Source organism: Alkalicaulis satelles (assembly GCF_008630495.1).
GTDB classification, from domain to species: domain Bacteria; phylum Pseudomonadota; class Alphaproteobacteria; order Caulobacterales; family Maricaulaceae; genus Oceanicaulis; species Oceanicaulis satelles.
Map to the genome: position 1 here is coordinate 165107 of NZ_VWOJ01000002.1, position 17282 is coordinate 182388.

Consider the following 17282-nt stretch of genomic DNA (forward strand, 5'->3'; position numbering starts at 1 on the left):
CACACCGCCGGATTCCCCCCTTGCGGGCGGACGCGCAACCTGGTTGCGGCCAAGCGCAAATTTCCATCATTTTTCCGGGGTTGAACGATGGTGGAAGGACGTTTAGGACAAGCTTATCAGCGTACATCGGCAGACCCTGGCGCAAGCCATCCTGCATGGACAGCGATGTGCGTCGAAGGGGGGATGAATGACGGTTCTGGTCACCGGCGGCGCAGGCTATATCGGCGCCCATATGGCGCTCGCCCTGCTCGATGCGGGCGAGACGGTCACGGTGCTCGACAATCTGGTCACCGGATTTGACTGGGCGGTGGACGCGCGCGCGCGCTTCGTGCGCGGCGACGCCGGCGACAGCGCCCTGACCGCGCGCCTGATCGCAGACCATGGCGTCACCGACATCATCCATTTCGCCGGCTCGGTGGTGGTGCCTGAATCGGTGACCGATCCGCTTGGATACTACGCCAACAACACCGCCGCCTCGCGCAATCTGATCGAGGCGGCCCATGCGGGCGGGGTCAAGCGCTTCATCTTCTCCTCCACGGCCGCCGTTTACGGCATGGCCGGCGACGAGCCGGTGCGCGAGGACGCGCCGCTGGCGCCGCTCTCGCCCTATGGCCGCTCCAAGCTGATGACCGAATGGATGCTGGCCGACCTGGCCGCCGCCAGCGATCTCAAATTCGGCGTGCTGCGCTATTTCAATGTGGCCGGCGCCGACCCGCAGGGACGCGCCGGGCAGTCCACCGCCAAGGCCACCCATCTGATCAAGGCCGCCTGCCAGGCCGCATTGGGCGTGCGCGAGCGGCTGGATCTGTTCGGCACGGACTATCCCACCCGCGACGGCACCTGCGTGCGCGATTACATCCATGTCTCCGACCTGGTGAACGCCCACTCGGTGGTGCTGGACCATCTGCGCGGCGGGGCAGACAGCGTCACCCTCAATTGCGGCTATGGCCGCGGCGCCAGCGTGCGCGAGGTGATCGACACGGTCAAAGCCGTCTCCGGCGTGGATTTCGAGGTGCGCGAGACCACCCGGCGCCCCGGCGACCCGGCCGCCATCGTGGCCGGCGCCGAGCGGCTCAAATCCGAGCTGGGCTGGACGCCGCACCATGATGACCTGGAAGAGATCGTGGCGTCGGCCTGGGCCTGGGAACAGGCCCTGCGGCGGCGCAATGCGTGAGGAATGACGGGGCATGAGCCAGCCACGCAACCAGACGATCCTCATTATCGGCAACGGCCCGTCCACGCGTGAACTCAAGGCCTTCGGGTTTCACAACATCCCCGCCCATATTGATACGTTCGGCATGGGGCTGGCGTACAAGGAATTCACCCGCCTGGGCTGGTGGCCGGACTATTACGCCTGCGCCGACCAGAAAGTGGTGCGCAACAAGCAGGACACGCTGGCGAAAATCATCCTTGACCCGAAGGTGACCACCTCGCGTTTCTTCTTTCCGCTTCAGCTGTGCGAGTCCGAACGCCTGACCGTTATCCCGCACAGCTCCACGGGCGATTTCTGTTTCCGCAAGGCTATCGAGCTGGGCTACCAGACCCTTCTTCTGATCGGCATTGATCTGGACTATCAGCCGCTCAAGGAGGCCACCATCCTGACCCGCAGCGAGTTTGACGCGCTGGGCCTGGACATGGATTACAACACCAATCGTATCTACAAAGTGCGCTTTCCGATTTCGGACAACCCCAACTATTTCTTTGACGATTATCAGGAGCCTGGCGATATTTTCAGCGAGCCACGCGGCGCCAGCTGGCATTACCTGTCCTGGGCGCGCGCGCGCGATCTGTCGCTGAAGCAAAAGCGCGCCGTGCGCAATATCGGCGCAAGCTCCAAGCTGGACGTGTTCCACAAGGTGTCCATCGAAGAGGGCTTCGCCCCCGGCGCAAGGTTTGACGTCTCGGCCCCGCGCCAGAACCCGACCCAGCTGGCCACGCGCGTCTTCCAGGGCGAAAAGGCCGTCGCCGACAAATTCGCCAGCGAGCTGGGCCACGCTTCGGCGGCGCTGGACGGGGTGAACGCCTCGCTCAAGGCCCTGGCGAGCGAGATCGCCGACGGCGCTGCGGCGCTGAACCCGGACAGCCTCGACATCTCGGTGATCATCCCGTGCTACAACGCCCGTGATCACATCATACCCTGCCTGGAATCCCTGGCGCGCCAGACGCTGTCCGGCGCCCGGTTCGAAGCCATTTTCGTCGATGACGCCTCCTCCGACGACACCGCCGCCATCATCGAGAGCTATCGCGGGCGCATCGCCAATCTCAAACTGATCCGCCACGAGACCAACCGCCGCCAGGGCGCCGCGCGCAATACCGGCCTGAAACAGGCGCGTGGAACCTATGTCACCTTCCTGGACAGCGACGACTTCCTGCGACTGGATGCGCTGGAGGTGCTCGCAAATTCTGCAAATGGCATTGATCTGATCGTCACCCAGCATCAGTGGGTGCGCTACGATCAGCCGTTCGAGCGCCCCCCGTCCAACCGCAATAATAACGCGGGTGTTAAACGGTCCACGGCAGACGGAAGCCTGGGCTGGTGGCCATTTGGCATGCTGATAAAGCGCAGCATGCTCAACAAAAACAAAATACAGTTTCGGGAAAGCGTGCAATTTGAAGATATTGATTTTGTAATCAGGGCTGCACGCGCGGCCTCAAAAATTAAAATAAACAAGGAAGCATTATACTATTACATAAATCGCGACAACTCCACGGTAACATCAATATCTAAGGAAAAAATCGCGGACGCCGTGGAAGCGATGCGCATCTTGCTGGAACAGACCAGTAAGGATGCTGAAGATATCCGCCATGCTGCGCAAACCAAAGCCAAGGAATGGCTCGCCAGCAAATTCCGTTTGATTGGCCAGCTGAGCGCGGATGATCAGGCCGATTATCTGGATTTCGCCGTTGAAAAAGTGCGCCAGGCCGGGTTGAACGATCAGCTCGCCCCTGATTTTGAGGCCAGCGTTCAAGCGCGCATACAGGCTGAATACAAAAAAACCCAGAAAGAGAAGTCCAGCTTCAAACCCAAGAATTTTGTTTACAGTCCATGGAATAGCGGGCTGGAAGAACGCTTCAAAAACAAAGTCGTTTTCTATTGTGAAGTAGATTACCACATTCGCGCCGCCGCCCCGATAGTGCGTGAACTGAAATCGAGGCACATAGATTGTGTTATTGTTGATGCATCACGCTCCAAGAGTTTTTCGACCAATCGCCCTCTGAAAGACGAGGAGAAAGCAAATTTCAAGGATTTAGACATTCTTGAAATTGACGTTTCCACAAAACTGCCTTTTGCAACGGAGGGGCTGGCTTATGTTTTTATGAATGATGTCACTTACACCAAAAATTTGATATTTGAGAATTTTGGCTTCGGCGTGCCGACCATAGGTCTTTATGAAGGGATCAATGACGATTGGAATCTGGATCGCCGTAATTTGAGGAGACCTTATCGTTCTGTCGACTATATACTGCTCCCGGGAGTTTATCAGGAAGCGTTTTACAAAGACCGGCAAACCTTCATAACCGGACTGCCGAATGTCCGCTCCATCTTAGCAAACCCAGTGACCCCGCCCAAAATCAAGCGTGCGGTCATTAATGTCAACTTCACCTACAAAGTGCTTGAAGACAGGCGCGATGATTATGTCGAGACCGCTGTTCAAGCATGCATTGATGCCGGGTTGGATTATGTCATTAGCCAACACCCTGCGGACAAAGGCGATTTATCTAAATACAATGTAAGTCATGAGTCGATTTATACATTGCTGGAGGAAGGCGGCATACTGATAAGCCGGTTCAGCACCACCATCCTGGAAGCCCTGGCCATGGGCAGGCCGGCCATCTATCACAACCCCATCGGGGAGCGGGTGCCCAAGTTCCATAAATCGCTTGGCGCTTATATCATCACATCAGATGTCCCCAGCCTGGCGCGCGCGCTTCAACAAGAGCTGGATGCACTTGATAACCCAAAAGCCGTGCGCAAAAGCGCCGAGCTTTTCCTGCATTTTCACTGCAATACCATGTCAGAGCACCAGCCAGCAGTTCTGGCCGCCGACGCCATTTGCCAGATTGTGGCCATCGGCCCGCAAGCGCCGCAGTTCAAACGCCCCGCCGGTCAAAGAACGCCCCTGCCTGCACCGCCCCCTGCCGTTGAGGCGTGCAACGCGCGCAAGCCGATCGTTCTCGTGCAGCCCTCAGTTCATACCGCCCTAGAAAGCAGCTTTTGGCTCGATGTCGCCAAACAGCTAAAACAGGACGGCTATGAGTTGATCCACATTGCTTATGAAGACAAGAAATTCATCAACTCCGGCAAAAAGCTGACCGATACGGTCCTATTCCACCCGCCCTTGGGCAAGGTCGGAGCCGCGATGTCGCGTTCCGGCAAGGCGCCCGCCAAGCCCCGCGCGCAATTGAACGCCGCGGTGTCGGCGGCCAAGACCCTGGCGCCGCTGACCAGGCGCGATAACGGAACCGACGCGTCCAGCCTGACGCTTGGGCTCAAAGCCTACTGCACGGTGATTGAGGATTTGATCGCGTCGGTTGATCCGGCCGTGATCATCACCACGAACCATATACTGCCAAACGTATCACTGGCGCATGAGGCCGCGCGCGCTTGCGCCATACCTGCCGTGATCGCCGAGCGGTCACCCTTCGGCACGCTCTGGCTCGAACAGGAAGGGCTATTCGCCAAGTCCGCGATCTGGAACGAATATAAGAACGCCGCCGCGACATCGCCGGAACACTCCAAACGCGGCCAAGCCGTTCGCAGCTGGCTGCGCGACAATATTGATGGCGGTTTCCGCGAGCCCTTGCGCAAGCAGAATCTGAAAATCAGCGATCTACCCCGCCCCGTCATTTTCCTACCGATGGACAATGTCAGCCAGACCGCCTGGATTGACCTGTCCCATCCCAATAACGCGCTCGACTATCCTGGGTTTTCGAGCCCGTTTGAGGCGATGAAAGAGATACAGGCGGAAGTCGCGCGACGCGGCGGCACGCTGGTGATCAAGCCTCATCCCACGGATGATCACATCCATGCGGGCTCCATCCCGCAAGGCGCACTGTTCTACAATGAAGACCTTAGCCATATCGTCAGTGAGTGCGATGCGGTCGTCACCTTCCTAACGAAAATCGCCTTTGCCGCCCAGGCCGCCTCCAAGCCTGTCATCTGCCTGGCCAAGAACCCGATCAATGCGTCCGGCTGCACCTATACCACCGCCGAATTCGGCGGTTTGAGCGCATGCTTTGATGCAGCCCTGAGCAAAAAGGACTTCGCCAAGCGTGAACAGCGATTTGACGCCTTCTGCGGATGGCTCGACACGCAGTTCTACCTGCCGCTGGGTGACGCGAAAACATCCAGCGCCGAAGCCGCAGCACGCTTCATTGGCTGGTTGAAATCAAAGTCGCCGGGGATGGATGCGGCTCCCTCAAAGTCCGCCGGTGCGGTCAGCGAATGGCTGTCGAGAGCACGACAGAACCTCTCCTTGCCCAAGCTCACGTCCAAGCCCACGCCTGTCAAGAAGCCGCAGGGACAACTTGAAATGAGGGCGCAAGATGGCATTATCGCGCGCCCATCAAGAGCTGGCGGCGGCCGTGCTGCGCCGGCACAGCCGTCCGGATCGCCCATCATGGATTTCACCCCGCCCCGGCCGCCGCTCAAGCGGCCCTGGTATGCGCCCTTTGGGGACGCTTTGCGCACCCATGCTCCGGCCCTGTTCCCGGCGGCGCAGGGGCTGCGGCGACTGATCTGGCGGCTGGCGGGCGCGGCGCCCGTGTGGCTGGCGGGCGCTTGTGCGGCCGCGGCGGCGGGACTGATCGCCTTCGCGCCCGGGCCGGCGTCCTCACGCCTGGCGCTGGCGGGCGCGCTGCTGGGCGCAGGGCTGTTGCTGGCCGTTCTGGCCCTGCTCTGGCGCTTGCGCGGGCATATCCGGGCCCTGTCGGCGGAGAACCGCAGCCTGTACACCGAGATCGCGCGTATTCACGCGCTGGGCGCGGGACGCGAAGAGCGCGTCGAGCGCCTGCTGGACGAGCAGGCCATGCTGGAGCAGCGCCTGTCGCGGATGGGCGGGGAGCGCGCGCGCGACGCCCGCAAGCTGGACCAGCAGATCGCCGCGCTCAAGGACGAGATCAAGCGTTCCGGCCAGGGCGCGCGGTCCGGCGCTGTAAAAGCCCTGCGCGCCGAGCTGGCTGCGCTGCAAGAGGCGCAGGCGCAAGCGGATCAGGCCCTGCGCGACCAGATCGCTCGCGCCGCACAGGACGCCCGCACACAAGCCGAAGAGGCGCTGCGTGCTGAACTGGCGGCCCTCAAACAGGCGCAGGCCAGCGCGGAACACACCCTGAGGGATGAGATCGCGCGCACCAGCCAGACCGGGCACTCGGAACTGGAGCAGCGCCTTCGTCTGGAAATGACAGCCCTGCAGGACGCTCAGCTCAGGCTCGGCAAGGCCCTGCGCGAGGAATCCGGATCCCGGCTTGAGACATTGAAAGACGAGATCAAGGCGGTGCGGCAAGGCCTGGAGCAGCGCCTGCGCGCCGAGGTGGATGAGGCGGCGGGCGCCGCGCTCAAGACGCTGGGCGAGCGCCTGGACGCCATCCAGGCCGAGGGCGGCGACGCCCAGGCCGCGCTCAAGGCCGAGCTGGCCGCGCTCAGCGAAGCGATGGAAAGCGCCCTGGGCGAGAGCGCCAAGGCCACACAGGCGGCGCGCCAGGACATCAAGAATATGGAGCGCAGCCTGACCGAGGCGGATCAGGCCCTTGAAACCCAGCTCAAGGCCGCCGCCAGCCGGATCAAGACCGTCAAAAGCCAGTCCGTGTCCTTGCACATGGCGTCGGCCTTGCGCGCCATGCGCCCGTTCTGGACCGGCGGTAGCGCCGTGGAGGCCCTGAAAAGCCAGGCGGAGCTGGAACATGGCCATGAGCTGATGATGGCGGTGCTGGCCGATGAGGAGAAAACCGCGCCCGGCGCGCTGTCAGGCAAGACCCTGATCGAGATCGGCACGACGCGCGAAGACCAGCCCGGTCAGGGCTCGACCCAGAAACTGGCCATGTTCTGCGCCCTGACAGGCATGCGCTTCATTTCCGTGGACATGGACCCTGACAACACCAAACAGGCCTCAAAGGTCATTCCCTATATCAATCCGGCCGCCCAGCTGCTGACCAGCAAGGGCGAGACATATCTGCGCCAGCACGCCGCGCCGCTGGAATATGTCTATCTGGACGCCTTCGATTTTGACCATGGCAATCATTCCGAAGCGCGCCAGGCCCGCTACCGCAAGCATCTGGGAACCGAAATCAATGACCCTGAATGCTGGAGGATGCACGAGGACTGCGCCGAGACCATCATCAACCGCATGGTGGAGGGCGGCGTTGTCGTCCTGGATGACACCTGGACCGATGATGAGGGGCGCTATGCCGGCAAGGGCAAGCTGGCCATGCCTTTGCTGCTCGGCAACGGGTTCGAGATCATCGCGCGCACGCGCCGCACCTACGCCCTGCGCAAAACCGGCGCGTAGAAGACAAGGTCGGGCAGGCGACTCGGTTCAGTCATAACGGCCCGTCCGCCTGAAGCCCGGCGGCGTTACGAACAGATCGATCCAGCCTGTGTCCTTGCGGCCCAGATTGCGCACATATTTGACGAAATCGGCCTCACAGCCCGGCTCCAGCGCCGGACCGGTCGCTTCGGCCAGCGACGCCGCGCGCCACCGCACGCGCCCGCAATGCTCATACACGCCATAACGGCCGATCAGATAGCCGAGCAGTTCGGCCGGATCGGCGCCCTGGCTTTCCAGCCAGGCCGGCGCAAACTCCGTCTTGATGAACCAGCGCTGGTGACGCGACAGGAAGCGCTCTGCGCTCTCGAAGACGCGCCTTTCCCAGCCTTGCGTGTCGATCTTGATATACACGCCCTCGTCCGGCGCCGCGCGGGCCAGCAGATCGTCAATCGCGACCACGCCGGTCTCGATCTGCTCCCAGCCCGGCTGCGCCATCACCCGGCTGTCTTGCGAGGAGGATGCGTTTATCCCGAAGCGGGTCCGGCCGCCTTCCAGCGGCGTGGATACGATGGCGGAGTGAAACTCATCCAGCTGCGCGGCGTTGACCGCGAAATTGCGCCGCACAAACGCCTCCAGCCAGGGGATGGGCTCCACCAGGATCAGATGCGCCTGCGGAAACGCCGCGCGCATGAGCAAGCCCGTATATCCGTAATTGGCGCCGACATCCAAACACCAGGCGGGCCTTAGTTCCTTTTGCAGGCAAGGATAAATGGCGCTCGCATATTCCTCGAAATGCGATCTGCCGAAATAATGGGTTCCGCCTTTTATCCTTTGATTTGAAATACAGCGTGATGTCACCGATTTTGACATGACCGAGTTCATCATCTGCAGGACGCATCAAAGCTTGTTCCTTGACTCAACAGCCCGAGAGGCTCCAAGACCTGGCGACGAGACCTAGCATATGTTGAGGCGGCGCGCGAAGCGCGCGCGCCTGCGGTGGCGGGCGGCAACCGCTTGTTTACGGCGTGCGGGTGATACTTGCGCCATGTTGCGCGCGCTCGCCCCCCTGCTGGCCAGCCTGATGGCCCCTGTGACGCTGATGGCGGTCCTGTCCGCACCGGCGCTTGCAGCGTCCGAGCCTGGCGCGCGCCACATCACCACCTCGCCCGGCTATCTCGCCCAGCCCGCCCTGCACGCGCCGATCCGCTCAGCCGGGCGCACGGTGGGGCAGCTGCAGGTGTCCTTCGGGCTGGAAGAGGCCGACCGGGCGGTGGTCGAGCAGCGCCGCGCCTGGCTGCGCGATGGATGGAACCGGGCGCTGCTGGGCTACGCCTCGCGCCAATATGCCTGGCCCGCCGTGCCGGACGCGCAGGCCATCGCAGCGCTGCTGCAGGCCGAAACCGACCGGGTGCTGGGGCCGGGGCGCGCCATTGTCCTGCTCGATACGGTGATGATCCACGCCGGTTGAGCCGGACCTGCGCGGTGATCTAGCCCGCCGCCTCATCCATGAAACGCGCCAGCTCCAGGTCCAGCGTGGTCACCCCGCCCGCGTCATGGGTGGTCAGGGTCACGTCCACCTTGTCGTAGACATTGAACCATTCGGGATGGTGATCCATCTGCTCGGCCTTCAGGGCGGTGCGCGTCATGAAGGCGAAAGCCGCCTTGAAGTCGGCGAAGGCATAGACCTTGCGCACCGCATCACGGCCCTTGACCGCCTCCCAGCCCTCCAGCGCGCCTGTAAGTCCCTTCGCTCCGATGGTCTCCGGCCTGCTCATGGTCGATGCTCCGCATATATTGCCGCCTCGGCCTGGAAACTGGCCCGCCGGGCGGACGGCCGCAAGGCCCTCAGCCGCATTTACGGAAAAATGACCAGCGCCGGTCCATACTCTCGCTTTGACCCGCAATGAGAAGGAGGCGGTCATGACGCGTTACCTGGTGTCGGACGACAATCCCGGCGGGATGAAGCTGGAGGACATCCTGCTGGCCCTGCGCGCCGAGGTGCTGGTGCGCTGCACCAAGATTTCCGGCGATATGCGGCCCGAGGCGCTGCACGTGCTGGCCAATAATGTGAAGGTGCTCGAGCACCTGACCGCGGCCATCGAGCTGGCCAGCGATTCCACCTCGACCCTGAACCGGGCCTTCGGGCCGTCAGAAGCCGGCCGCGGCGGCCCGCCGCGCATCGGCGTGGCCTGACGCTCCGCATACGCCCCATTAACCGCATTTATTACCGGGAGCTTAACACCCGAAAGGCAGTCTTGGCCGGTTTCCAGCGCATGCGGAGCCGTCATGTTTGGCCGGGCTGTCCAGTTCCTTTTCAATGCCTTGCGCGACCGGCGGGGCCAGGCCGCCGTGATCACGGCGGTCTGTGCGCCGGTGATCGTGGGCGGCGGCGGGCTGGGCGCCGAGACGGCGCTGTGGTTCTACCAGCAGCGCGCCGCCCAGATGGCCGCCGATCTGTCCGCCTATGCCGGCGCAGTGGAAAAGCGCGCCGGGCGCGATGACGGCGCCGTGCGCGCCAGCGTCACAGAAGAGGCCCGGCGCCATGGCTACCGCGCCGATCGCGGCCCCATCGCCGTGAACATGCCGCCCCTGTCCGGTCCTAACCGCACCCCGCGCGCGGTGGAGGTGATCATCGAGCAGAGCTGGCCGCGCCTGTTTTCCGGCCTGTTCCTGAAAGATGACGTGCGCTTTGAGGTCCGGGCCGTCGCCCGGTTCGAGGACGCCCGCCCGGCCTGCCTTCTGGCGCTGGATACGGCGGGGTCTCAGGCCATGCGGTTCTCCGGCTCCAGCGAAACGCGCCTGACCCAGTGCGATCTGATGGCCAATTCTATCGCCCCCGACGCGCTGACCGTGTCGGGTTCAGGCCAGGTGCTCGCGACCTGCGCCAATACGGTAGGCGGATATTCCGCCACGCCGGGCCTGGTGCTGACCGATTGCCCGGAACCGCGCACCCATCTGCCTCCGGCGCTCGACCCGTTCGATCATCTGGACATCCCCGTCGCCTCGGGCTGCCGGAACATCCCCGGCGGCTCAGGCACGCGCACCATCCAGCCGGGACGCTATTGCAACGGCATGACCATGAACGGATCCATCCAGATGGAGCCGGGGGTCTATATCGTCGATGGCGGAACCTTCCGGATCAATGGCAGCGCCAATGTGATCGGCCATGGCGTGACAATCGTTCTGACCAATAATGCGGAGGTGCAGATGAACGGCAATGCTGACATCCATCTGTCCGCCCCCACCTCAGGGCCCTATGCCGGCCTGGTGCTATGGGGCGACCGCAATAACGCGCCCGATACGTCGGCACGGCTGAACGGGACAGCATCCAGCGGGCTCATCGGCGCGCTCTATTTCCCGTCCCAGACCGTGGACATGCTGGGCAATTTCTCCGGCAGCCAGGGCTGCACCCGCATCGTCGCCTGGCGCATGGACCTGTCAGGCAACGCCAATTTTGAATCCGACTGCAGCCATGGCGGGGTCCAGACCATACAGACCCCCGGCGCAGTCAGGCTGGTGGAGTAGGCTGATGGCGCATCTGATCAAACGCTGGCTGGCCGCAAGGGATGGCGGGATGGCCGTCGAGATGGCGCTGATCGCGCCGGTTTTGGTGCTGGCCATGCTGGGCGCGGCCGACCTCGCCCAGATCGGTCTGCAGCGCTCGGACATGCTCGGCGCGGCGCGCTCAGGCGCCCAGTATTTCATCGGCGGTGGAACCGATGTGGAGCGCGCGCGCCTGATCGTGGAGCGCAGCTGGACCTCCATGCCCGCAGGCGGGCGCGTGGTGGTGCACCGCAGTTGTGAATGCGGGGGCGTGACCGCCTCATGCGTCCAGCTTTGCACTGATGGCGCGCCGCCGGACATGTATGCGCAGATCGAGCTGCAGGCCGAGGTCAATGGCGTGTTCCAGGCCTATCAGACCGTGGCCCATGACAAGGTGCGGGTGCGATGAGAACAGGCTGGCTGACCGACCGCAGCGGCGCCAGCGCCATGGAGGCGGCCATACTCATGCCGGTCTTCGCGGTGCTTCTGATGGCCGCCGCCGCCTTCGGACAGGCGTTTTTCGTCGTGGGCTCCGCCCAGTGGGCGGTGGAGCGCACCGCGCGCGAGCTGATGATTGACGGCGCCCTGACCGAGGCCGCGTTCGAGGAGCGCCTGCGCGAATTGACCAGCCGGTTCTCCGCCATCGATTATGATGTGAGCTATTCAGATATCCTCTACGGCGAGGTGCGCGTCACCGAGGTGAGCACCATGCTGCGCTATCCGGTGCGCCTGCCCGGATTTGAACCGATCTGGATCCACCACCGTGTCGAGATCCACGCCCCGCGCGGGGTGTGAGGCGTCTAACCGAACGCCCGGTAATAATGGCTGATCGCCACGGTGATGCGCTCGATCATCGGGTGCAGGGCGGCGAGCGGACGGATGATGCGCGCCTGGATTTCCGGATAGCCGCGCCGGGCCGGTTCGTCCGTACTGGTGGGCTCGGCCACATCGTCCAGCCTGTCGAGGCCCGGGCGCGCCTCGGGGAAAATCTCGTCCAGCGCGCTCACCGCCTCGGGGATGCGCAGGGCGAACACCAGATCAATCAGGTCGGCGCGCGTCAGGTCATGGCGCGGCGAGAAGGCCGGCAGGCGTGAAATGGTCAGGAAGGCCTGCATGATCAGCGCCTGGCGGATGGCGTGCAGCGCCTCCACCGCCTTGCGGCAGGGATCCGCGCGCCAGGCGTGATCGGCGCCATCGGTCATGCGGTCATAGCGCATGAGATCGGCCGAGAGGTGATTGGCCAATCGCATCAGGGCGGTGTGGCGCGACTGGTCGGACAGCCGGCTGGCGAGGGCCAGGAAGGCGCGTTCAGCGGATTCCGACTGGGCGGCGGCGGCGCGTCCTGTCCACTCGCTGGCGTCGAACAGGCGCGCATAACCGCGCAGGGCGCTGAGGCTGGTCAGGGTGCGCGCGCGCGCAATCATGCCGCGCAGCGCCGCCATGCGCGGGGAGCGCTCCAGGAAGGCGGCCATGCGCTCAGGCTCCGACCCGATGGCCGAGCCGAGACCGCCCGAGACGTTCACCGGAATGGCCAGCTGCTGCAGGGCGGCGTTGTGAGGAATGGCGCGCAGCATGGACAGATCCAGGCTCTGGCCCGGCGCGCCCGGCCGCTTGGCCCGGCGCGAGCCGCTGCGCACCAGCATGTTGGGCGCAAACGCCGTCACGGCCGCGCGGTAGTCGGCGTTCTCGAACAGGGCTTCCTGCCACGCCTTGAGGGCGCGGTAGACGTCCCAGGTATAGTCGATCTCGGCATAAAACGGATCGGCGCGCAGCGCGTCCGGCTCGGCCAGGAGATGGCGCGCAGTGGCCATCAGGGTGGCGTTGGCGAGCGCTGGATGAGCGAAATGGATGAAGCCGTCCCCGCCCTGATAGCTGGTCTCGTGGATCACCGGCGCGCCGGCGGCGGCGAACTTGCCGCGCGCCCAGGGCGTGAGCAGGTGATCAAGCCGGGCTGAGAACCCGCCTGGATGGGCGCCCCTGCCCATGGATTCGCCATGGGTGTTGAAGACGATGACGCTGAGCCCCTTCACGCCGTGGCGCGCCAGCGCGCGGGCGGTGAGGATGTGCAGGCGTTCGATAGCGAGCTGGGCGCCCGCCTGGCCCATGAAGCGCCCTGAATCGGAAAAACCCAGCTGGATCGCCAGCCGGCCCCGCCCGGCGATGTAATCGCGATAGACCGGCTCGGCCAGCAGGCGCTCGATCAGCCGCCCCCCGCGCTCAAGCGCCTCGGGCGTCTCGAACAAAGGCGAGATGTCCACATGGTCGGCCACGCCGTAGAGCCGGGCCAGGTAAAGCGCCCCCATCACGGTGGCGGGCGTCTCGCACTCGGCCAAAAGGAAGCGGATCGGGGTGTCGGCATCGACATGCTTGAGCAGCTGGGCGCACAGCATGAACTGGCGCCGGGCGGTCATTTGCTCAAGGAAAACAGAGGCGAAGCTGACCGAGCGCACTTCGGCCTGTTCGGCGCGTTCCGCCGCGCGCGTCAGCGCCAGGCGGCCAAAATCGGCCTCGTCATCCTCCAGCCCCAGATCGGCGCGTACGGCGCTGCGCAGCTGGGCGGCGTTGATGCGCAGATGGATATGCGCCGCGCCCAGGCCCGCCGCCTTCATCTCCGCGCGGATCAGACCCAGCGCCAGCGCAGCCTCCTCACCGGCGCCGTCCATGGCTTCAGTGATCTCGGCGATGGGGCCGGACAGGCTGGTGATGCGGCCGGGATAATCTCCGGTCAGCGTATTGGCCGCGCGCACCACCAGGGCCGGATCTTCCAGATCGGCCTCGAACAGGCGGGCATGGGCCGCGCTGGCCTCGGCGCCCTGGTGCAGGCGCGCGGCCAGCGCCTCCAGCCCCGGCGCGCCGGACGCCTCGATCAGGCTGGCGTAACGCGCCAGCTGACGCGATTTTTCCTCAAGGCGGAAGGCGATGGAGCGGCCCCAGTGGATGTCGGTGCGCCCGTCCAGATCATAGCCGACCCAGCTCGCCAGCGAGATGAGATCGGGATCCAGCGCGCGCCAGCGGTCCGGAAACATCTCACGCGCCACATCCAGCACCAGCCGGTTCAGCTCAGTCAGCGCCGTGCGCGCGCCGTCCAGCGCCGCCATGGCGTCCTCATGCTCGCGGATCAGGCTGACATCACTGTCCGGCCCGTGGCCGTGACCCTGGCCGGTCAGGCGCGCCGGCGCGCCTTCGGCGGCGGCGGCGGCCAGCTCCGACCGGACAGAACGCGACAGGGCGAAGGTGGGATGGGCGGTGAACACCACCCCGCCACGCCGCCGCTCCACGGCCTCGGAAAACGCCGCAAACCCCTGCTCCGCCAGCGCCTTGAGCCGGGCGCGCACAGCCGCTCCGGCGGCGCCCGACAGACCGTCGGCGTGCAGGCGGGCCAGCGCATCAGCGCGCGCGGCCAGGCCCTGATCGGCGAAATGCTGGATCAGCGCGTCCAGCCCCTCGAGCGAGACCGCGCCGCGGCGCAGGCCGGAGAACAGGCGCGCGGCCAGATCGCCCACCGGATTGACCAGAGGGGAATCCCAGTCCTCGCCCCAACCGCCCTCCAGGGCCTCCAGGCAATAGGCGGCCAGCTTGTCCGGCGCGCCGGGCAGGCGGGTGATGGGATCAGGCGATGTCATGGCGATGTCCAGTCTGCGGCGTGTCCGGACATTATGCGCGCAAGCCGCGCTCTGTCATCGGACAAAGCTGAGCAGATTGCGGCGCCGACCGCCCCGCCCCTCACACGCCTCAGATCGGCATGCGCATGATTTCCTGATAGGCGCGGATCACCTGGTCGCGCACGGCGATGGCGGTCTCCAGCTGGACCTCGGCGGCGGCCATGGCGGTGACCACGTCGGCGATCTCGGCGCGGCCCTGAACGGCTTCGGCCGAGCGGGTTTCGGCCGCCGATACGCTGGCCTGCAGCGTATTGACCGCTTCGGACACCATCCCGGCGAAGGGATCGTTCTGCGGCGCTGCGGCCGGTGCGGAACCGGCGGCGTTTCCAGCCGCCTGGGCGGCCTGGGCATAGGCGCGGAGTGCGGCGAGATCCATGGCTTATCCCCTAGCGGCGCAAGAGATCGAGGGTGCGTTCCAGCATGCGCCGGCTGTTCTCGATCATGGTCAGATTGGCCTCATAGCTGCGCTGGGCCTCGCGCATGTCCATCAGCTCGATGAGCGAGGAGACATTGGGATAGCGCACATAGCCCTCATTGTCCGCGCCGGGATGGCCGGGCTCGTAGACCCGGCGGAAATCGCTCTCGTCCAGCTTCACATCGTTCATGCGCGCCATGCGCGCGCCGATCGTGCGGTCCAGCTCGGCGCTGAACACCGGGATCTGGCGCTGATAGGGATTGGCGTCGGGCGTGCGCGCGGCCGAATCGGCGTTGGCCAGGTTCTCCGCGATGATGCGCATGCGCGCCGACTGGGCCCGCAGGCCCGAGGCGGAAATGTGCAGCACGTCCTGTGAACGGTCCATGGTTCAGCTCTCCTGACGGGCCATCAAGCGCCCGGCCCGCGCGCCGCCATGCGGATCAGCGACAGGCTTTTCTGGTAAAGGCTTACGGCGGTTTCGTAATTGATCCGCGTCTCGGCCACGCGCGCCATCTGCTCCTCAAGCACCACCGAATTGCCATTGGCCGTAGTCTCGCTGTCGGGTTGGCGCTCGGGGCGGAAGCGTGCGCCGGGGTCGGGCTGGCTCGCGATATGGCGCGGATCGGTCGCCTTCAGCCCCGCATTGGCGCGCGCCTTGCCCTGCAAGACCTGCTCGAAGGCGCTGCGCGACAGGTCGGACGGGGTGAAGCCGGGCGTGTCGGCATTGGCCACGTTCTGGGCCAGGGTGCGCTGGCGCGCGGCGTGAAAGCCCATGGCTTCACGCAGCTGGGTCAGGAGCGGAATGTCGTCCGGCCGCATAGGCGCTGCGCTCCATTCTGGAGTGAGGTGCTTTGGTTAACCGTCGCCTGAGCCGGTTAAGACAGGCTTAACCGCCGGCCCGACTCCCGCTAGGCCTTGTCAAAGCCTTCGCCCCGCCGCACTGGGCAAAGGCGGCTCTCAGATCTCAGGGACCGGTGTGGACCAGGTTGATTTCATACGCTTTTTCGCAGCCCTGATTCTGGTGCTGGGCCTTCTGGGGGGGCTCGCCCTGATTCTGCGCAAGGGCTGGGTTCCGCCCGGATTCGCCAGCTTCAGCCAGTTCCAGGCGCCGCGCAGCGCGCGCCGTCTGGGCGTGCGCGAGAGCCTGGTCATTGATCCGCGCCGCCGGGTCGTGATCGTGCGCGCCGACGGCAAGGATCATGTGGTGCTGCTGGGCCTCAATGGCGAGACAGTGCTGGACGCCGTCCCCGCGCCGCCCGAGCCGGTGTTCGAACCGGTGTTCGAACCGGAAATCGCCGCGCAGGACAGCGCGGATGACGCCGGGGACAAGCCCGGAACCGGCCCCGGGGGGAGAACGCCATGAGCGGGCTCTTTTCATATTCAGAACGGTCTGTTCCAGGTTCAAAAACACCGGTCTGGCGCCGCAGCGCCCCCCTTCTCGCCCTGATATCGCTGCTTCTCGTGCTGATCGGCGCGGGCGGCGCCGAGGCCCAGGCGATCAATATCGATCTGGGCGATGAGGCCGGGCTGACCGAGCGGGTGATCCAGCTGGTGATCCTGCTGACCGTGCTCAGCCTGGCGCCGTCCATCCTGATCATGACCACCAGCTTCGTGCGCATCGTGGTGGTGCTGAGCCTGTTGCGCACGGCCATGGGCCTGCAGCAGAGCCCGCCCAATGCGGTGCTGATCTCGCTGGCGCTGTTCCTGACCGCCTTCATCATGGCGCCGGTCTTCGCCCAGTCCTGGGAGCAGGGCCTGCAGCCCTATATCGACGGCGAGCTGGAGACCGAGGCCGCGTTCGAGGCGACCACCGCGCCGGTCAAGCGCTTCATGCTGGCCCAGACCCGCGAGGATGATCTGGCCCTGTTCGTCTCCATCGCCGGGATCGAGCCCGAAACCCCCGAGGCCGTGCCGTTTCAGGTGGTGGCGCCCGCCTTCATGATTTCAGAACTTCGCCGGGCGTTCGAGATCGGCTTCCTGTTGTTCATCCCCTTCCTGATCATCGATCTGGTGGTGGCCTCCATCCTGATGTCCATGGGCATGATGATGCTGCCGCCCATCGTGATCTCGCTGCCGTTCAAGCTGATCTTCTTCGTGCTGGTCGACGGCTGGCGCCTGGTGGTGGGCTCGCTGGTGCAAAGCTTCGATCTGACAGGGCTCCCGCCACCAGGATGAGGC

At 64.7% G+C, this 17282-nt stretch carries 15 protein-coding genes; 9 read left to right on the forward strand and 6 right to left on the reverse strand.

The window, feature by feature from the left end:
* The first annotated feature begins 187 nt into the window (after positions 1-187).
* Positions 188-1174, forward strand: a complete 987-nt coding sequence (gene galE / locus F1654_RS06495) for a UDP-glucose 4-epimerase GalE (RefSeq protein ID WP_150022718.1) — start codon at positions 188-190, stop codon at positions 1172-1174.
* Positions 1175-1634: 460 nt separating this feature from the next.
* Positions 1635-7505 (forward strand): glycosyltransferase, encoded by a 5871-nt coding sequence (locus tag F1654_RS06500; RefSeq protein WP_233205226.1) that lies wholly within the window; start codon positions 1635-1637, stop codon positions 7503-7505.
* Positions 7506-7532: 27 nt separating this feature from the next.
* Here F1654_RS06500 and F1654_RS06505 read toward each other — a convergent pair whose 3' ends face one another.
* On the reverse strand, positions 7533-8369 hold the full coding sequence (locus F1654_RS06505; protein ID WP_150022720.1) for an FkbM family methyltransferase: 837 nt from the start codon (positions 8367-8369) through the stop codon (positions 7533-7535).
* 160 nt (positions 8370-8529) lie between these two features.
* Here F1654_RS06505 and F1654_RS06510 point away from each other — a divergent pair, with 160 nt between their 5' ends.
* The gene (locus F1654_RS06510) at positions 8530-8952 is read left to right on the forward strand and encodes a hypothetical protein (RefSeq protein ID WP_150022721.1); all 423 of its coding nucleotides are present in this window, start codon (positions 8530-8532) and stop codon (positions 8950-8952) included.
* A 19-nt stretch (positions 8953-8971) separates the two neighbouring features.
* Here F1654_RS06510 and F1654_RS06515 read toward each other — a convergent pair whose 3' ends face one another.
* The gene (locus F1654_RS06515; RefSeq protein WP_150022722.1) at positions 8972-9259 is read right to left on the reverse strand and encodes a 4a-hydroxytetrahydrobiopterin dehydratase; all 288 of its coding nucleotides are present in this window, start codon (positions 9257-9259) and stop codon (positions 8972-8974) included.
* 145 nt (positions 9260-9404) lie between these two features.
* Between F1654_RS06515 and F1654_RS06520 the strand changes: the two genes are divergently transcribed.
* The 4 genes from F1654_RS06520 (at position 9405) to F1654_RS06535 (ending at position 11822) form a co-directional block, all read left to right on the forward strand.
* A complete protein-coding gene (locus tag F1654_RS06520; protein WP_150022723.1) occupies positions 9405-9677 on the forward strand; it encodes a histidine kinase in 273 nt (90 codons plus the stop codon).
* 93 nt (positions 9678-9770) lie between these two features.
* Positions 9771-11009: a pilus assembly protein TadG-related protein gene (locus F1654_RS06525; RefSeq protein WP_150022724.1), complete on the forward strand. Its 1239-nt coding sequence runs from the start codon at positions 9771-9773 to the stop codon at positions 11007-11009.
* Positions 11010-11013: 4 nt separating this feature from the next.
* Positions 11014-11436, forward strand: coding sequence for a TadE/TadG family type IV pilus assembly protein (locus F1654_RS06530; RefSeq protein ID WP_199200488.1), 423 nt, complete (start codon positions 11014-11016; stop codon positions 11434-11436).
* The gene (locus tag F1654_RS06535) at positions 11433-11822 is read left to right on the forward strand and encodes a TadE/TadG family type IV pilus assembly protein (RefSeq protein ID WP_150022726.1); all 390 of its coding nucleotides are present in this window, start codon (positions 11433-11435) and stop codon (positions 11820-11822) included. The genes F1654_RS06530 and F1654_RS06535 overlap by 4 nt, the downstream gene beginning before the upstream one ends.
* 5 nt (positions 11823-11827) lie before the next feature.
* On the opposite strand, the gene F1654_RS06540 is transcribed toward F1654_RS06535, so the two are convergent.
* The 4 genes from F1654_RS06540 to flgB form a co-directional block, all read right to left on the reverse strand.
* Positions 11828-14650 (reverse strand): phosphoenolpyruvate carboxylase, encoded by a 2823-nt coding sequence (locus tag F1654_RS06540; RefSeq protein WP_150022727.1) that lies wholly within the window; start codon positions 14648-14650, stop codon positions 11828-11830.
* 109 nt (positions 14651-14759) lie between these two features.
* Positions 14760-15065 (reverse strand): flagellar hook-basal body complex protein FliE, encoded by a 306-nt coding sequence (fliE, locus tag F1654_RS06545; RefSeq protein ID WP_150022728.1) that lies wholly within the window; start codon positions 15063-15065, stop codon positions 14760-14762.
* Between the two features lie 10 nt (positions 15066-15075).
* Positions 15076-15489: a flagellar basal body rod protein FlgC gene (gene flgC / locus F1654_RS06550; RefSeq protein ID WP_150022729.1), complete on the reverse strand. Its 414-nt coding sequence runs from the start codon at positions 15487-15489 to the stop codon at positions 15076-15078.
* A gap of 23 nt (positions 15490-15512) precedes the next feature.
* A complete protein-coding gene (gene flgB, locus F1654_RS06555) occupies positions 15513-15923 on the reverse strand; it encodes a flagellar basal body rod protein FlgB (RefSeq protein ID WP_150022730.1) in 411 nt (136 codons plus the stop codon).
* A 157-nt stretch (positions 15924-16080) separates the two neighbouring features.
* Between flgB and F1654_RS06560 the strand changes: the two genes are divergently transcribed.
* Positions 16081-16467, forward strand: coding sequence for a flagellar biosynthetic protein FliO (locus F1654_RS06560; protein ID WP_199200489.1), 387 nt, complete (start codon positions 16081-16083; stop codon positions 16465-16467).
* A complete protein-coding gene (gene fliP / locus F1654_RS06565) occupies positions 16464-17279 on the forward strand; it encodes a flagellar type III secretion system pore protein FliP (protein ID WP_150022732.1) in 816 nt (271 codons plus the stop codon). The genes F1654_RS06560 and fliP overlap by 4 nt, the downstream gene beginning before the upstream one ends.
* Positions 17280-17282: the final 3 nt, after the last annotated feature.